General features: G+C 60.9%; 10 protein-coding genes and 1 pseudogene. 5 read left to right on the forward strand and 6 right to left on the reverse strand.

What is annotated here, in order from left to right; translation table 11 throughout:
* Positions 1-104: 104 nt before the first annotated feature.
* From AC1ROI_RS21760 to tpx, 6 genes are all read right to left on the reverse strand, one after another.
* Positions 105-2204, reverse strand: coding sequence for a putative bifunctional diguanylate cyclase/phosphodiesterase (locus tag AC1ROI_RS21760; RefSeq protein ID WP_102593610.1), 2100 nt, complete (start codon positions 2202-2204; stop codon positions 105-107).
* Between the two features lie 287 nt (positions 2205-2491).
* The gene (locus tag AC1ROI_RS21765; protein WP_102593609.1) at positions 2492-3973 is read right to left on the reverse strand and encodes an efflux transporter outer membrane subunit; all 1482 of its coding nucleotides are present in this window, start codon (positions 3971-3973) and stop codon (positions 2492-2494) included.
* Positions 3970-7077, reverse strand: coding sequence for an efflux RND transporter permease subunit (locus tag AC1ROI_RS21770; RefSeq protein ID WP_010459913.1), 3108 nt, complete (start codon positions 7075-7077; stop codon positions 3970-3972). The genes AC1ROI_RS21765 and AC1ROI_RS21770 overlap by 4 nt, the downstream gene beginning before the upstream one ends.
* Positions 7074-10178 carry an MdtB/MuxB family multidrug efflux RND transporter permease subunit gene (locus AC1ROI_RS21775; RefSeq protein WP_102593608.1) on the reverse strand — a complete coding sequence of 1035 codons (3105 nt, stop codon included), beginning with the start codon at positions 10176-10178 and terminating at the stop codon, positions 7074-7076. Before AC1ROI_RS21775 ends, AC1ROI_RS21770 begins: the two co-directional genes overlap by 4 nt.
* The gene (locus tag AC1ROI_RS21780; protein WP_102593607.1) at positions 10175-11491 is read right to left on the reverse strand and encodes an MdtA/MuxA family multidrug efflux RND transporter periplasmic adaptor subunit; all 1317 of its coding nucleotides are present in this window, start codon (positions 11489-11491) and stop codon (positions 10175-10177) included. The genes AC1ROI_RS21775 and AC1ROI_RS21780 overlap by 4 nt, the downstream gene beginning before the upstream one ends.
* Before the next feature lie 444 nt (positions 11492-11935).
* On the reverse strand, positions 11936-12436 hold the full coding sequence (tpx, locus tag AC1ROI_RS21785; protein WP_010459910.1) for a thiol peroxidase: 501 nt from the start codon (positions 12434-12436) through the stop codon (positions 11936-11938).
* Between the two features lie 495 nt (positions 12437-12931).
* Between tpx and AC1ROI_RS21790 the strand changes: the two genes are divergently transcribed.
* The 5 genes and pseudogenes from AC1ROI_RS21790 (at position 12932) to AC1ROI_RS21810 (ending at position 16658) form a co-directional block, all read left to right on the forward strand.
* On the forward strand, positions 12932-13357 hold the full coding sequence (locus AC1ROI_RS21790; protein WP_010459909.1) for a YciI family protein: 426 nt from the start codon (positions 12932-12934) through the stop codon (positions 13355-13357).
* A 321-nt stretch (positions 13358-13678) separates the two neighbouring features.
* Positions 13679-13891 carry a hypothetical protein gene (locus AC1ROI_RS21795; protein WP_077749976.1) on the forward strand — a complete coding sequence of 71 codons (213 nt, stop codon included), beginning with the start codon at positions 13679-13681 and terminating at the stop codon, positions 13889-13891.
* A gap of 16 nt (positions 13892-13907) precedes the next feature.
* The gene (locus AC1ROI_RS21800) at positions 13908-15308 is read left to right on the forward strand and encodes a DUF1254 domain-containing protein (RefSeq protein ID WP_102594864.1); all 1401 of its coding nucleotides are present in this window, start codon (positions 13908-13910) and stop codon (positions 15306-15308) included.
* 55 nt (positions 15309-15363) lie between these two features.
* Positions 15364-15633: pseudogene (locus AC1ROI_RS21805) on the forward strand (BatD family protein); the annotation flags it as partial.
* Positions 15630-16658 (forward strand): HAD family hydrolase, encoded by a 1029-nt coding sequence (locus AC1ROI_RS21810; protein ID WP_102594863.1) that lies wholly within the window; start codon positions 15630-15632, stop codon positions 16656-16658. The pseudogene AC1ROI_RS21805 and the gene AC1ROI_RS21810, both read left to right, overlap by 4 nt.
* Positions 16659-16692: the final 34 nt, after the last annotated feature.

Genomic DNA, 16692 nt, shown 5'->3' on the forward strand with positions numbered 1-16692 from the left:
GGCAAGAATAACCTCCATTGCCGGCTTTTGCATGGACTCACATCAACTGAACTCGCCAACGCTGTGTGCATTGGGGTCTCTGTAGACGCCGTCGCCCCTCACGATCAGGCAGGTTCGACAGCGGCCACAGGCACCCATCGTTCACCACGAACTATGTCGGCCATGAAGCGATCCGCCGGCAGCGGGTGCCCGAGCAGGTAGCCCTGCAACGAATCGCAACCGAGTTTGGTCAGGAAGTCTTGCTGGACACCGGTCTCGACGCCTTCGGCGACAATGCGCAAGCCCAGCGCCTGGCCGAGCGCGACGATGGCGGACACGATGGCGGCGTCGTCACTGTCGTGTTCCAGATCGCGGACAAAACCGCGGTCGATCTTCAGCTCATTGGCCGGCAGGCGCTTGAGGTACATCAAGCTCGAATAACCCGTGCCGAAGTCATCGATGGACAGATCGACGCCCATTTCCGAAAGTTCCTGAAGCACCGTCATGCTCGCATCGGCATCGCTCATGGCGGTGGTTTCGGTGATTTCAAGGGTCAGGCTATTGGCCGGCAACTGATGCCGGGCCAAGGCGTTGGAGACGCTCTTGACCAGGCCCGTATGGCAGAACTGCAACGCCGAGAGGTTCACCGCAATGCGCCAGTCGGTGTAGCCGAGCACGTACCACTCGCGCATCTGGCGGCAGGCTTCGTTCAGCACCCATTCACCAATGGGAATGATCAGCCCGGTCCTTTCCGCCAGCTCGATAAACTTGTCCGGCAGCAGCATGCCCTGGGTCGGATGCTCCCAACGCAGCAACGCCTCAGCACCCACCGGACGACCATTGCCGGCGTCGAACTTGGGTTGGTAATAGAGGCTGAACTGCTGCTGATCGAGAGCATTGCGCAAATCCTGGAGCAGTTGCAGCTGTTTGCGCGCGTTGCTGTTCATCGAGGCGTCGAAGAAGCTGTAGCCGTTTTTCCCGGCGCCCTTGGCGTGGTACATCGCAGCGTCGGCGTTCATCAGCAATTCCTGGGCGGTCTGGCCGTTGCCCGGGTACAGCGCGATGCCAAGGCTGGCGGAAATCTGCAGGTCTTGCTCGGCGACCCGGAACGAACTGCCGATCAGCCCGACCTGCCGCGCGGCGACGTTCAGCGCGTCATTTGGCTCGCCGAGGCGTACCAGCAGGACGAATTCATCGCCGCCGATCCGCGCCAAGGTGTCCTGACTGCGCATGTCTTCGCGCAGACGTAAACCGACCTCGCGCAACAACTGATCGCCCATGTGGTGGCCGAAGGCATCGTTGACCGGTTTGAAGCCGTCGAGGTCGATAAACATCAGCGCAAAGCAACCGCCCTGCTCCTGAACCTTGGACATGGCCTGTTCGATACGGTCGGCCAGCAACATGCGATTGGGCAAGCCGGTCAGGGTGTCGTGCAGGGCCAGTTGGGTCAGTTCACGATTGGCTTGCGTCAACGAGCGCGCAAGATCCGCGGTACGGGCTTCCAGACGCGCATCGAGAACCGAGGTCAACAAGGCGATGCTCAACACCGCAAGCGTGGTGATCAGCACCAGGTTGTCGAGGCCTTTGCCGTTCAAGCCGCTGAGGGCGGCCCCACAGAAACTGCCGTCCGGGAAGCGTGCCGCGGCCATTCCGGTGTAATGCATGCCGACGATGGCCAGGCCCATGATCACCGCCGCACCGGCGCGAAACAGGCCCACATACGGCGTGTGCTGGCGCAGGCGGAAGGCGATCCATAACGCGGCGCCGGAAGCACCGACGGCGATGAGCAGCGATGCACCAAACAGCGTCGGGTCGTAATCGATGCCCGGCTGCATGCGCATGGCGGCCATGCCGGTGTAATGCATGGCACTGATCCCGGCGCCCATGATCAGCGCGCCGAACGCCAGTTGCCAGGACGGCAACCGGGGCTGACTGACCAGCCACAGGGCAAAACCGCAGGACAGGATCGCGGTCAACAGCGACAGGGACGTAAGGCTGAAGTCGTAACCCAGATCGATGGGCAAGGTGAACGCGAGCATGCCGATAAAGTGCATCGACCACACACCCACGCCCATGGCAAAGGCGCCGCCCGCGGTCCAAAGGAACACGGCACGGCCCTTGGCGGTGGCAATGCGTTCGGTCAGGTCGAGCGCGGTATAGGAGGCGAGAATCGCTACACAGAGCGAAATGATAACCAGCGTGGGGGAATAGCTACCGATGAGCATGTGACTTCTCGCGATCGCCCCCCGTACTGCTTCCGTTCTCGGCAGGGCAAATCGGGCGATTGTACTGATTGCGCAAAAGAACGCACTGACAAAGTAATCAAATGGCCATCAACCCGATGAAACGCTTGTTTGATCGCCCCAAAGGCTCAAGTTGATCGTTCCCAGGCTCTGCGTGGGAACGCAGCCTGGGACGCTCCGTGTCCCGTGTCAGGCCAGACGTGGAGCGTTCAGTAAGGCATTCCTACGCGGAGCGTGGGAACGATCAACAAAGGGGTTGGGTGTCAGGGCTATTTGTTTTCGCTGACTTGAAGCGCCCCGTCCCAACCACCGCCCAGCGCTGCAATCAACTGCACACTGGCGATCAAGCGGCTCTGTAACAGACTCAACACGTTACGTTCGTTATTCAACGCCGTGGCCTGGATGACCACCACGTCCAGGTAAGCAATCAACCCGGCCTTGTATTGATTTCGCGTCAACCGCAGGGATTCACGCGCAGCATCCAGTGCTTCCTGGCGCACGCCGGCTTCGTCTTCCAGCACCTTGAGCTGCACCAGATAGTTTTCCACCTCGCGGAAACCATCGAGCACGGTCTGGCGGTACTTGGCGACCGTTTCGTCGTAGGCCGCTTCACTGCGATCGACCTCGGCCGAACGCTGGCCGCCATCAAACAGGGTCATGGCCAGTTGCGGCCCTACCGACCAGAAGCGGTTCGGCACGCTGATCCAGTTGGCATAGGTGCTGCTGCTGTAACCGCCGTTCAGGCTCAGGGTCAGGTCCGGGTAGTAGGCGGCCTTGGCCACGCCGATGTTGGCGTTGGCCGCCATCACCGAACGCTCGGCGGAAGCGATGTCCGGGCGACGTTCGAGCAGCTGCGACGGCAGGCCCAGCGGCACTTCAGGCAATGCCGGGATGGTCTTGGTTTCGGCCAGGTTGAACTCGGCGGGTGGTAGCCCGATCAGCACGGCGATGGCGTTCTCGAACTGGGCACGCTGCCAGATCAGGTCGACCATGTCCGCCTGGGTGCTTTTAAGCTGGGTCTGCGCCTGGGCCACCGCGTCCTTGCCGGAGACACCGGCGCGGTACTGGTTTTCGGTCATTTTCAGCGAGCGCTGATAGGCCTCGACGGTCGCTTCCAACAGGCGTTTCTGTTCGTCGATCACCCGCAATTGCAGGTAGTTCTGCACCAGCTCCGATTGCTGGCTCAGGCGCATCGCTGCCAGGTCGGCGAAGCTGGCTTCGGCGTTGGCAGTGTCGGCTTCCAGGCCTCGGCGCAATTTGCCCCAGATATCCGCCTCCCAACTAACCCCGGCCTGCGCAGTGTAGGTGTCGCGAATCCCGCTGGAGGAACTAGTCAGGCTCGAACTGCTGCTGCCGGTGCCCTGGCTGGAACGATTTTTCCCGACTGTAAGGTCCACCGTCGGAAAAAACGCGCCCCGGGCACTGCGCACCAAGGCTTGGGCCTGACGGTACTGGGCTTCAGACTGGGCGACAGTCTGGTTGGAGCGGTTGAGTTTTTCGATCAGGCCGTTGAGCTGCTGATCGCCATACAACTCCCACCAGGCACCACGGGCCAGTGAATCACTCGGGCTGGCCTGACGCCAGCCGGCGGCTTCCTTGTATTGCACCGGCGCGGCGGCTGGCGGGCGCTGGTAGTCCGGGCCGACAGCGCAAGCGCTGAGCATCGCCACGCACAGCGCCAGGCTCAACAAACGCGAGCCCCGGGCGGCTGCCAGCGGCGTGGCCAGATTGATAAGCGAACGGTCAGTCATAGCGGAGTTTCCAGAGCAGCATCGGTACGCACGCCACGCCATTTGTTGAAGCGATGGCGCAGTTTGTCGAGATAGAGGTAAACCACCGGGGTGGTGTAAAGGGTCAGCACCTGGCTGAAAATCAGCCCGCCGATGATGGTCAGGCCCAGCGGCTGACGCATTTCCGCGCCTTCGGCACGGCCCAACAGCAACGGCAACGCGCCGAGGATCGCCGCCAGGGTGGTCATCAGAATCGGCCGCAGACGTTGCAGACAGGCACTGCGAATCGACTCCAGCGGTGCCAGGCCCTGCTGGCGCTCCAGTTGCAGCGCGAGGTCGATCATCAGGATGGCGTTTTTCTTGACCACGCCGATCAGCAGGAACAGCCCGAGCAACGAAATCAGGCTGAACTCGCCGCCCAGCGCGTAGATCGACAGCAACGCGCCAACCCCGGCCGACGGCAATGTCGACAAAATGGTCAGCGGATGAATGTAGCTTTCGTACAGCACGCCCAGCACCAGATAGACCGCCACCAGCGCGCCGAGAATCATCCACGGCTGGCTCTTCTGGGTGGCGGCGAAGGCATCGGCGGTGCCGGCCATTTTCGCAATGACATCTTCCGGCAGGCCCACCTTGGCAACTGCGCGCTCGATGGCGGCGCTGCCCTGCTCCACCGTGACGCCTTCCGCCATGTCGAAGGCAATGCTTTCGGAGGCGAACTGGCCTTCATGGCTGACCCGGTCATCTTCCAGACTGTTTTCATAGTGCGCGATGGTCGACAGCGGAATTCTCGCGCCGTCAGCGGTGATCACTTGCACCTGCTTGAGCGTGATCGGGTCCTGGGCGTATTTCGGATTGACCTCCATCACCACCTGGTATTGGTTGAGGCTGTCGTAAATCGTCGAGATCTGCCGCTGGCTGTAGGCGTTGTTCAACACCGAGGTGACCATGTCCATGTCGACCCCCAAGCGTTTCGCCTGATCGCGGTCGACGATCAGCGTCACTTGCTGGGCGCCCCGACCTTCACGGGCATCGATCGCCGTCAGCTCTGGCAACGCTTTCAATGCGGCGACGACTTTCGGGTACCACTGGCGCAATGCGCCCAGATCACCGCTTTGCAAGATGTAGGAATACTGCGCCGTGGTCTGTTCACGCCCCCCGCCGAACTGCAAGTCCTGGTCCGCCATCAGCATCAACTGCGCACCAGGGACTTTGGGCATTTCCTTGCGCAGGCGCTCGATGACTTTCTGCGCGGAAATGTTGCGTTCCTTGATCGGCTTCAAGCGCACCAGCATGAAGGCGTTGTTGGTGCCGTTGGTGCCGCCGATGAACCCGGCGACGCTTTGCACCGCATCGTCCTTGAGCACGGCACGGCGGAACGTTTCCATTTTCGGCTGCATGACGCTGAACGACAGACCGTCGTCGCCGCGCACGAAACCGATGAGCTGGCCGGTGTCCTGTTGCGGCATAAACGTTTTAGGAACAACGACATACAACGCAATGTTAACGCCGACTGTCACGATCAGGCTGAGCAAGGTCAGCCGGCGGTGACGCAGCACCCAGTCGAGGCTGGTAGCGTATTTTCCGACCATCCACTCGTTGGCCCGCTGGCTCCAGCGCTGCAAACGGTTTTCCTGCCCCGGCGTGTGCGGCTTGAGCCAACGGGCGCAGAGCATCGGCGTCAGCGTCAGCGAGACCACCAGCGAGACCACGATGGACGCTGCCAAGGTGATGGAAAACTCACGGAACAGGCTTTCGACAATCCCGCCCATGAACAGGATCGACAGGAACACCGCCACCAGCGAGACGTTCATCGACAGTAACGTGAAGCCGACTTCCTCAGCGCCGAGGTAGGCGGCCTTCATCGGCGGCACGCCTTCATCGATGTGCCGGGAAATGTTCTCCAACACCACGATGGCGTCGTCCACCACCAGCCCGGTGGCCAGGATCAGCGCCATCAGTGACAGGTTGTTCAGGGAGAACCCGTACAGGTACATCACCGCAAACGTGCCGACCAGCGACACCGGCACCGCCAGGGTCGGAATCAGTGAGGCGCGGAAGTTACCGAGGAACAGGAACACCACCAGAATCACCAGCGCCACGGCGATCAGCAGGGTCATTTCCGCTTCGTGCAACGTCGCCTTGATCACCGGCGAGCGGTCCATCGCCAGGTTCAGCTTGACGCTGGCCGGCAGCACCGCCTGCAACGCCGGCAGCTGAGCCTTGATTTCGTTGACCGTCTCGATGATGTTCGCACCGGCCTGGCGGTTGATCACCAGCAGCACCGCCGCGTCATTGTTGAAGAAGCCGCTGTTGTAACGGTCCTCGACGCCATCGCTGACCTTGGCCACGTCTTTCAGGCGCAATGCCGCGCCGTCGGCGTAGTGGATGATCAGCGATTCGTAATCCTTGGCCTTTTCCAGTTGATCGTTGGCCTGCACCTGCCACAGCCGCTGGCCGTCTTCGACCGAGCCCTTGGGCCGGCGCACGTTGGCATTGGCGATGGTGTTGCGCACATCGTCCAGGGCCACGCCGTACTGGTTGAGCGCCTGGGGTTCGAGTTCGATGCGCACCGCCGGCAGGGAGCTGCCGCCGATCTGCACCTCACCGACGCCCTGCACCTGGGACAGGCTCTGGGACAGGATCGTCGAGGCCAAATCATAGAGCTGGCCTTTTTCCAGCACGTCGGAGGTCAGCGACAGCACCATGATCGGCGCCTGGGACGGGTTGACCTTCTTATAGGTCGGCATGCTGCGCATCCCGCTCGGCAGCAGGTTGCGCGAGGCGTTGATCGCCGCTTGCACTTCCCGGGCCGCACCGTTGATGTCGCGGTCGAGGTCGAACTGCAAAATCACCCGGGTCGAGCCCTGGCTGGAGCGGCTGCTCATGGTGTTGACGCCGGCGATGGCGCCGAAGGAGCGCTCAAGCGGCGTGGCCACGGTCGAGGCCATAACCTCAGGGCTGGCGCCGGGCAAGCTGGCCTGGACCACGATCACCGGGAAATCCATCTGCGGCAACGGCGACACCGGCAACAGGCCGAAGCTCACGCCGCCCAGCAGCATGATCGCCAGGCTCAGCAGCATGGTCGCGACCGGCCGCTTGATGAAAGGTCCGGACAGGTTCATGGCTGCTCTACCGCTTCCGCGGCTTCAGACTTGCGACCCCAGCGCCGACCGAGACGGTCGAAATACAGGTAGATCACCGGCGTGGTGAACAACGTCAGCACCTGACTCAGCAGCAAACCGCCGACCATCACCAGGCCCAACGGCTGGCGCAATTCAGCGCCGGAACCGGTGGCCAGCATCAACGGCACCGCACCAAACAATGCCGCCAGGGTAGTCATCAGGATGGGCCTGAAACGCAGCAGCGCCGCTTGATAAATCGCGGTTTCCGGGTCCATGCCCTGATTGCGCTCGGCGTCGAGGGCGAAGTCGATCATCATGATCGCGTTCTTTTTCACGATGCCGATCAGCAAAATGATGCCGATGATCGCGATCATGCCCAGGTCATTGCCGCTCAACAACAACGCCAGCAAGGCGCCGACCGCCGCCGAGGGCAAGGTCGAGAGAATGGTGATCGGGTGGATGTAGCTCTCGTAGAGCACGCCAAGCACGATGTACATGGTCACCACCGCCGCCAGAATCAGCAGCAAGGTGCTCGACAACGATGCCTGGAATGCCTCGGCGGCGCCCTGGAACTGGGTCTGCACGCCAATCGGCATGCCGATGTCTTTTTGCACTTGTTCGATGATTTCCACCGCGTGCCCCAGCGCCACGCCGGGTGCTAGGTTGAAGGACATCATCACGGCCGGGAATTGGCCGATGTGAGTGATCGCCAGTTGCGCCTGACGCTCCTCTATGCGCGCCAGGCTGGACAGGCGCACTTGCCCGCCGTCGGTGGTCTTGACGTGAATCTGGTTCAGCGCATCCGGGCCGATCTTCTCGCCGGACTGCGATTGCAGCACCACGCGGTACTGACTGGCCTGGGTGTAAATGGTGGAAATCTGCCGCTGGCCGAAGGCGTCGTACAGCGCATCGGTGATGTTCGACACCGATACGCCGACCCGCGACGCTGCATCGCGGTCAATCACCAGATAGACCTGCAAGCCCTTGTCCTGCAAGTCGCTGGCGACGTCGGTCAACTCCGGGCGTTGCGTCAGTGCGTCCACCAGACGACCGCTCCACAGGCTGAGCAACTCGGAATCTGGCGAAGACATGCTGAACTGGTATTGCGTGCGGCTGACACGGTCTTCAATGGTCAAGTCCTGCACGGGCTGCATGAACAGGCGAATGCCAACCAGCTTGTCCAGTTCCGGTTGCAGACGGGCGATCACTTCGGTGGCGCTCAGGTCGCGGTTGCTGTGGGACTTGAGGTTGATCAGCAGGCGACCGCTGTTGAGCGTCGAGTTGTCGCCGTCGACACCGATGTAGGACGACAGGCTCTCCACCGCCGGATCGGCCAGGATCACCTTGGCCAGTTCCTGCTGCCGCTCGCTCATCGCCGCAAAGGAAATCGACTGCGGCGCCTCGGAAATGCCCTGGATAACGCCCGTGTCCTGCACCGGGAAAAAGCCCTTGGGCACGATCAAATACAGGAACACGGTCAGCGCCAGGGTGCCGATGGCTACCATCAGCGTCAGCGGTTGATGCTTGAGAACCCACTTTAACTTGCGGCCGTAAGCCTCGATCATCCAATCAATTGTCGCGCCGCTGGCCCGGTAGAAACGGCCCTGTTCTTCTTCCTTGGGTTCACGTTTCAACAACCGTGCGCACATCATCGGCGTCAGGGTCAGCGACACGACCAGGGAAATCAGGATCGCCACCGCCAGGGTGATGGCGAATTCGCGGAACAAGCGCCCCACCACGTCCGCCATGAACAACAGCGGGATCAGTACCGCGATCAACGACAGGGTCAGGGAAATCAGGGTAAAGCCGATCTGCTTGGCGCCCTTCAGCGCCGCATTAAGGGGACTGTCCCCTTCTTCGATAAACCGGGAAATGTTTTCCAGCATCACGATCGCATCGTCCACCACGAAACCGGTGGCGATGGTCAGGGCCATCAAGGTCAGGTTGTTGACCGAGAAGCCGGCGAGGTACATCACGCCGAATGTGCCGATCAACGACAGTGGCACGGCCACCGACGGAATGATCGTGGCGCTGAAGCGACGCAGGAACAGAAACGTGACCATGACCACCAGCGCGATGGCGATCAGCAATTCGTGCTGCACGTCGGTGACGGAGGCGCGGATAGTCTGGGTGCGGTCGGTGAGGACCGTAACGTCGAGGCCGGCCGGCAGGTTGTCGGTGATGCTCGGCAGCAAGGCCTTGATACGGTCGACCACCTCGATAACGTTCGCGCCGGGCTGACGCTGAATGTTCAGCAACACCGCCTGGTTTTCATTGGCCCACGCCGCCAGGCGTTCGTTCTCGGCACCGTCGACAATCTCGGCCACGTCCTTGAGGCGCAGCGGCGCGCCGTTGGCGTAGGCCAAAATCAGGTTGGCATAGTCTTTCGGCGACGTCAGCTGGTCGTTGGCATCGAGCATCGAGACCCGGGTCGGGCCGTCGAAGTTGCCCTTGGGCTGGTTGACGTTGGACGCGCCGATCAGGGTGCGCACATCCGACAGGTTCAAGCCATTGGCCGCCAACGCCTCCGGGTTGACCTTGATCCGCACCGCCTGGCGCTGGCCGCCGGCAATGCTGACCATGCCGACGCCGCTGATCTGGGCGATTTTCTGCGCCATGCGCGTATCGACCAAGTCGTTAAGCTTGGGCAACAGCATGGTTTTGGAGGTGATGGCCAGGGTCAGCACCGGGGTGTCCGCCGGGTTGACCTTGTTGTACACCGGCGGTGCCGGCAGGTCCTTGGGCAGCAGATTGGTCGCAGCGTTGATCGCGGCCTGCACCTGCTGTTCGGCGACGTCCATGTTGATGTCGAGGCTGAAACGCAGGGTCAGCACCGACGCGCCACCGGAACTGGTCGACGCCATCTGAGTCAGGCCGGGCATCTGCCCGAACTGACGCTCCAGCGGCGCGGTCACGGCGCTGGTCATGACATCCGGGCTGGCGCCGGGATACAGCGTCATGACGCGGATGGTCGGGTAATCCACCTGAGGCAATGCCGACACCGGCATTAGCCGATAAGCAATCACGCCGGCCAGGATAATGGCCAGCATGCTCAGCGTGGTGGCGACCGGGCGAAGGATGAACAGCCGCGAGATGTTCATGCGCCGCCCTTTTTCGCCTTGTCGGTGGTCGCCGGCTCAGCCGAGCTGGCTGCCGACTTGCCTTGCAGGTGCCCGGTCGGGGTGGTCGGCACGTCCTTGGTGTCGTTGACTACCTCCACTTCGCTGCCTTCCTTCAGGCGGTCGGTGCCTTCGAGGACCACTCGGTCCCCAGGCGCCAGGCCTTCGGTAATCACAGTGTTTTCACCGTCACTGGCACCGACTTTCAACTGGCGGATCGCGACTTTCTTGTCACCGTCCAAGGCGTAGACGAAGGTGCCGTTAGTGCCGAACTGAATCGCCGCCGATGGCGCGAGCACCACGTCTTTCAAGGTGTCGGCGAGCAGGTGGACGTTGACGAACTGATTGGGGAACAGCGCCTGATCACGGTTATCGTAGCGTGCCTTGAATTTCAGGGTGCCGGTGGTCACGTCGATCTGGTTGTCCAGGCTCTGCAACACACCGGTGGCCTGCAACTTGGTGTCACCACGGTCCCAGGCTTCGGCCGGCAATTTGGCGCCGGTGCGGTAGCGTGCCAGGACGATGTCGAGGCTGTTTTCCGGCAAGGTGAAGGCGACGCTGATCGGTTGGGTCTGGGTGATGATCGCCAGCGCCGTGGTGTCGTTGGCCGCCACCAGGTTGCCGACATCCAGCTGCCGCAGACCCACGCGCCCGGTAATCGGGGCGCGGATCCTGGTGAATTCGAGATTGAGCTTGGCGTCGTTGACCGCCGCCTGATTGGTCTTGACCGTGCCCTGGTACTGGGCGACCAGTGCTTCGGCGGTGTCCAGGGTTTGCTTGGCGATGCTGTCTTCCTTGAACAGGCCGCGATAACGCTCGACGTCGACCTGCGCGTTTTTCAGTTGTGCCTGGTTCTGCAGCAGCGTGCCTTCGGCCTGGAGCAAGGCGTTCTGGTAAGGGCGCGGATCGATTTCAGCCAGCAGGTCGCCGGCCTTGACCATCTGCCCTTCTTCGAAGGAAATCTTTATCAGTTCGCCGCCAACCCGACTGCGCACATTGATGGTGTTCAGTGCGGTAACGGTGCCCAGCGCCTTGTAGTACAGCGGAAAATCACCCTTTACCGCCGGCGCCACGCGCACCGGGATCGGTCCGGTCGCCCCGCCGAAGCCAGGACGCATCCCCCCCGACTTGCCGGTGTGGCCGGCCACGGCTTTCGGCGCAGCTCCGTCCTTATTGGCAGTGCCGGCGGGCCAGAATTTCCAGCACAGGCCCGCGATGACCAACAGGACAAGCAGGCCGAGCAGCCAGCGACGAGGATTACGGGAAGCGGAGGATTGCATGGAATGATCAACCATTGGGCGCGTGAGCTTCTTTCTACGGGAGGCTGAACGATAAGCACTGGTGGGCATTAAGCAAAGCGCCTTTACCGGCAATTTACCTTCGGCTTACGTAACAGGAGATTTATCTAAGACACTGAAGCACAAATGAAAACGGCCTGGACAGAGGGGGCGTTCTCAGCTAATTACCCCGCCGCGCCGGATCTGCTGTTGTGCAGGGCAAGACGCGAGAAGCGTGGTTTGGTCATTCCAAATAAGCTTCGAGCAACGCAGCCCTGCACAACAGCAGGCCCGGCCCTTCGGGTTGTGCCTTAAAGCGGGCCAGCCTGCGTTGCAGGCCTTGGAAAGGGAACAACCATTCCCGGCGGCCTGCGCCTTGCCTGGCCCGCTTTAAGGCGACAACGCGGCGGGGAAATTAACTGAGAACGCCCCCTCAGGCCGTTAACAATTGTAAAAGTAACCTTATTTCAGAACGGCGAGTGCCGCTTCGTAGTTCGGTTCTTCAGCAATTTCCTTGACCAGTTCGCTGTGCAGAACGTTGTCGTTTTCGTCCAGTACCACGACGGCACGGGCGGTCAGGCCTTTGAGCGGGCCGTCAGCGATGGCCACGCCGTAGTTCTCGATGAACTCGGCACCGCGCAGGGTCGACAGGTTCTGTACGTTTTCCAGGCCTTCGGCGCCGCAGAAGCGAGCTTGAGCGAACGGCAGGTCAGCGGAGATGCACAGCACCACGGTGTTGGCGATGTCGTTGGCCTGGGCGTTGAACTTGCGTACCGAAGTGGCGCAGGTCGGGGTGTCGACGCTTGGGAAGATGTTCAGCACTTTGCGCTTGCCGGCGAAGTTCGCCAGGGTCACGTCGGACAGATTGCCGGCAACCAGGGAAAAGGCTGGCGCCTTGGAACCGGCTTGTGGCAGTTGGCCGTTGACTTGAACCGGGGAGCCTTTAAGAGTGACTTGAGCCATGAACGGAGTCCTTCTGACGTTGTTGTGGAGAATTTTGAAGAGGCCGAAGTTAACCACGAAATGGCCCGACGACCTATGCCCGGATACAAATTGTGAAGTGTCGCCCCCTAAACTGGATACAACTCTTCCAAACGACACAGAAACCTGTAGGAGCGAGCCTGCTCGCGATAGCAGACGAACATTCAAAATGGATGTCGATTGGTACACCGCTTTCGCGAGCAAGCTCGCTCCCACAGGATCGGATGCGCACCCACTGTCTCAGCAACCGCAGCACATTTTGGTGCCGCGCCTCGAAAATCCGGCACATATCAACGCACCAGCGACAGCCGAACAGTTCGCGCAGCCGGTGTACAGCGTACCGCCCTCTCCCGCCTTCACCCGGTGTTCAAGATGAAAGGCAGCCACCGCCTCTATATTTCACACATTGCCTGTCGATTCGGCTCACGCCCATTCGACTAGACAGTGAATCACCCACCCTCCAGCGGAGATAAAACCATGCGATTCATGATCATTGTGAAAGCCAGCCCGGACTCCGAGGCCGGTGTGCTGCCCACCGAGGAATTGATGACAGCGATGGGCAATTACAACGAGGAACTGACCAAGGCCGGCATCCTCATCGACTGCGACGGCCTGCAACCGAGCAGCAAAGGCGCCCGGGTGCGTTTCTCCGGCGAAAAACGCACGGTCATCGACGGCCCGTTCGCCGAAACCAAGGAGCTGATCGCCGGTTACTGGATTTGGGAGGTCAAGTCGAAAGAGGAAGCGATCGAGTGGGTCAAACGCTGCCCCAACCCGATGCCGGGCACCGAAGCGGAGATCGAGATCCGCCCTATATACGGGGCGGAAGATTTCGGCGAGGAATTCACGCCGCAGCTACGCGAGCAGGAAGAGCGGATACGCGAGCAGATGAAAAAACGCTGAACATTGCAGGGGGTTAAGCGTCCAGCGCCACCTCATCAACACTTTTCTCGGGCAAGTCGATCACCACACCGCGCTCTCTTGCAGGTGCCAGGCTTGCCCGCGATGGCTTTTCTGCCACATCACCCAAGCCTCAGGTTTGCATTCAATTTCAATGCACAAAAAATACCGAAAACTGAACAAACATCCAAAGCCCCCGTCCGGCTGGCGAATCCGACGTTAGCTGCTAACTTCAACAAACATGTCATACAGGCTTGATAGGAAAGAGATTACGCAGCAGTGGCAACCGCGACACAACTGCCTTTCGGTAAATAGGAGTCTCGTATGCACTGTGCAATTCGCTTGGCCGGCTACAGCCTGATGACCATGTTCGTCAGTTGCGGCGTCGGTGCCCAGGACCTCGATACCCAAATCCGCAAGGCTGCGCTGGAAAACAGTCTGCCGGCCCAAGAAGCGATCCTTTGTTTCTACACGGGTTCTATGGCGATCGACCCCCCATCCCGTCCGGTACTCGACGCCGTCACAGCGGTGAAATGACGCCCAAGGGTTCACTATGACTAACCGCCTGTTGCTCACCGCGCTCTCGCTCGCCCTGAGCAACAGCGCCTGGGCCGACTTCACTGCTACTCCCGAAGACGCCCGGGGCATCGCCAAGGAGGCCTACCTGTATGGCTTCCCGGTGGTGGAAATGTACAAAACCCTTTACTCCCAAGCGGTTGACACAAAGAGCGCGAACTTCAAGGCGCCGTTCAATCGGATCGGCAACACCGCGAAGGCGTTCACCGCCAAGGACACCGCGTTCGTCACACCCAACGCCGACACGCCCTACTCCTTTGTGTGGATGGACCTGCGCGCCGAACCCGTTGTGCTGACCTTGCCGCCCATCGACGAGCACCGTTACTACTCCGTGCAATTGATCGACGCCTACACGCAAAACTTTGCGTACCTGGGCACCCGCAGTACGGGCAACAACGGCGGGCATTTCATGGTCGCAGGCCCCAACTGGCAGGGTCAGCAACCGGTAAAAATGGATCGCCTGTTGCGCAGTGAAACCGACATCGCCTACGCCCTGTATCGCACGCAGCTGTTCGATGAAAAGGACCTGGCCCAGGTCAAGAAGATTCAGAAAGGCTACAAGGTCGAAACGCTGAGCCACTACGTCAAGCAGAAGGCCCCACCCGCCGCGCCGAAGATTGCCTGGCCCAAACCCACCCCGACCATGAGCGATACCCCTGATCTGTTCCGCTACCTTAACTTCATGCTGGCCTTCGCCCCGGCGCAGGACGCGGAAACGGACTTGCTCGCGCGCTTCAAGACCATCGGCATCGAGGCCGGCGAGCCTTTCAACCTGCACGACTTCACCGCAGAACAACGCCAGGCCCTGGAAGACGGTATCAGTGATGCCAAGGCCGAATTCGCCCGATTCAAGAAAGACAAAGTCGATACTCACGAGGTCACCAGCGGCGATTTCTACGGCACTCGCGATCACCTCAAGGGCAACTACCTGTACCGCTACGCTGGCGCCAATATGGGGATTTTCGGCAACTCGGCCGAAGAGGCCAATTACATCGGCTATTTCGTCGACAAGGACGGCAAGCCGCTCGACGCCTCGAAACACGATTACACCCTGCACTTCGACAAAGGCGCCCTGCCCCCGGCCGATGCGTTCTGGTCGCTGACGATGTACGACAGCAAGAACAAGTTGCTGGTGGCCAACCCGCTGAACCGCTACCTGATCAACTCGCGAATGCTGCCCGATTTCAAGCCCGACGCCGACGGTGGCCTGACCCTTTACCTACAAAACGAGGCACCGGCCAAGGACTTGCAAAGCAACTGGCTGCCTGCGCCTGAAGGCCCGTTCTTTGGGGTGTTGCGCCTGTACCTGCCACAACCCGAAGTTGCCAGCGGCCAGTGGAAAATGCCGCTGCTAACCCCCGTGCCTGCTAAACCATGAATTCCCACCCCATAGACCGCAGGAGCACCCCGACCGACACACCCGGTGCAAAACTCCTGTGCAGATCGATGGCAAACCGGCACAACTGAGCGCCCTGTACCTCTGGGGCAGACGCAGCCGCCTGGGTCTGAAACCGGGCAACCTCGGCCCGCGCCTGCAAAACCTGTTGCGCGCCTGTTGCAGCCGGCAACCGACCGAAGATCAGGCGCTGCGCCAACTGAAGAAATCCTTGGCTACGCTGCATAGTCAGACCTGTCACCACCCGCCCCCGGCAGCTGACGCGTTGCGCCCACTCAACCCTATTCACGAGAAGGACTTCCCATGACAAACCTGATGTCGACCCGCCGACGCCACGGGCTGAGGCTGCTGTTTGCGCTGGTCTTGAGCATGCCCCTGCTGGCCTTCGCGGCCGAACCCCTGCCCTCGTGGAACGACGGCCCATCGAAGCAAAACATCATCGAGTTCGTCCAGGCAGTCACCGACCAATCCAGCAAGGACTTCGTCAAACCCGAGGAACGCATCGCCGTCTTCGACAATGACGGCACGTTGTGGAGCGAACAGCCGATGTATTTCGAGTTGCTGTTTGCCCTCGAAGAGGTCAAGCGCACCGCACCGCAACACCCGGAATGGAAAACCACCCAGCCCTTCAAAGCGGTGCTGGAAAACGATCACCAGGCCCTGGCTGCCACCGGTATGGACGGCATCCTGAAGATCTTCGGCGCCACCCACACCGGCATGACCACCGACGCCTTCGATGACTACGCCAAGACCTGGCTGAGCCAAGCCAAACATCCGAAAACCGGCAAGCCGTACACCGAGATGATCTTCCAGCCGATGCTGGAAATGCTCGATTACCTGCGCAGCCAGGACTTCAAGACCTACATCGTCTCCGGGGGCGACACCGCGTTCATGCGCGCCTTTGCCGAGAAGGTCTACGGCATTCCACCCGAGCAAGTGATCGGCACCACCTTTGTCACCGCGTTCCAGTTCAAGGACGGCAAGGCCTCGATCGTGCGCACCCCGAAACTGGCCCACAACGACGACGGCCCGGGCAAACCGGAAAGCATCGACGCGGTGATCGGGCGCCGGCCGATCCTCGCGTTCGGCAACTCCGATGGCGATCTGCAAATGCTGCAGTGGACCGCCGCCGGGCCGGGCAAACGCTTCATGGGGCTGGTGCACCACACCGACGCCAAGCGCGAATGGGCCTATGACCGTCAATCGCAGATCGGGCGTCTGGACAAGGCCCTGGACGAAGCCAAAACCCGTGGCTGGACGATTGTGGATATGGCATCCGAATGGCGCCAGATCTATCCGTTCGATGCGCCCGCTCCCGAGCAAGTGCAATAAAAAAAGCGTTACGCCGGACTGCAATAAACGTTTG

Source organism: Pseudomonas sp. GW823-FHT02C02 (assembly GCF_058797635.1).